General features: G+C 50.6%; 2 protein-coding genes. One reads left to right on the plus strand and one right to left on the minus strand.

Translation table 11 applies throughout. The annotated features are described in order from the left end of the window. The coding region (locus tag B3Z49_RS05760; RefSeq protein ID WP_296988815.1) for a PLP-dependent transferase at window positions 1–303 on the plus strand (303 nt) is incomplete at its 5' end. Window positions 304–385: 82 nt separating this feature from the next. Here the strand turns inward: B3Z49_RS05760 and B3Z49_RS05765 are convergent. Continuing rightward, window positions 386–1,171 (minus strand): DUF418 domain-containing protein (locus tag B3Z49_RS05765; protein WP_296988818.1); only part of this gene is annotated, 786 nt, incomplete at its 5' end.

Below are 1,171 nucleotides of genomic sequence, written 5' to 3' on the forward strand. Positions count from 1 at the left end.
AACCATGCTGGGAAACGCACATTACATGGCCATTCGAGCCTGTTTTCCATCATTCTCGATGAGACGGTCGACATTCGAAATTTCAGCAACACCCTTCGAACATTCAGGTTAGGCGTAAGTTGGGGTGGTCCCGAAAGCCTGATCGTTCCCGCTGCTGCGGTACTTCACCAGAAATATGAAATCAGTGCGTTTCGTCATTTCCAGTTGGACCGGCAACTTGTGCGCATCTACTGCGGGCTGGAAAACCCGTCTGACCTTCTGGCAGATTTGGAACAGGCAATCGATGCTGGGACAACCAGTTAAGCCACGGCTTAGGCCAATCCTCTGAACAGAAAAGGTAAAGGGCGCCAAACTGGCGCCCTTTTGCATTTCCGACTATTGTAGCTTAACTGCTAACCGACACAACTCCTTGCCGGGAGTTCGGCCTTGTGAGAACCGCCAAAATCAATTCAAGCGGTCCGCGTGATGCGAAGTGGAACCAAAGCTTGGCAAAAACGATCCACCCCAGATACATCACGACTGAAATCCACAAACAATCAGCCAAACGAACCTGATTGTGTATACCGGCACCGTAACCAAAGAATACCAATCCCATAGCCAATGACATTCCCAAATAGATCGTGAGCGACATGCGGCCAGCAGGCGCAATGAATGCAACCAAATTGCTACAAATCCTTGCGCGAAAAGCGACAAGACCATATGCAACAAGAACGATGGACAATGGTACCGCAAACAGCGGGCGCAAAACCAATGTCATCATAAAGAAGCGCTCTGGCTCAAATGCTGCGGGCAGCGATGCAAGCGCCCCGTAAAGAAGGCTTCCTGCAATTCCCGGAAAAGCGGCAAACGCCGCAATGGTGCGTAATTTGGCAACAAGAGCATCAAAGCCATATTCCTCACAAAACCGCGCGGAAGCAAGCCCCGAAACCATGGCAGCAGCAACAAGCAAATAGTTGCTCCAAAGACAATAGAGCTGGAAACTTGCCCAACTCTCAAGACGCACCGCCATTACATCGGCAAAACTGCCGGTCGCCAGAACCACCGAAACCGGCATTTCTGGCGCAATGTAAGGCGATGGGTTTAGCGTCAAGTTCACCCCAAACAGCACATTACCAAGTACAGCCATTGCCCAAAGAGCAACACCACAAACCATAAGTCCGCGAACAGACAT

This window comes from Thalassospira sp. UBA1131 (assembly GCF_002311515.1).
In the GTDB taxonomy this organism is placed as follows: domain Bacteria; phylum Pseudomonadota; class Alphaproteobacteria; order Rhodospirillales; family Thalassospiraceae; genus Thalassospira.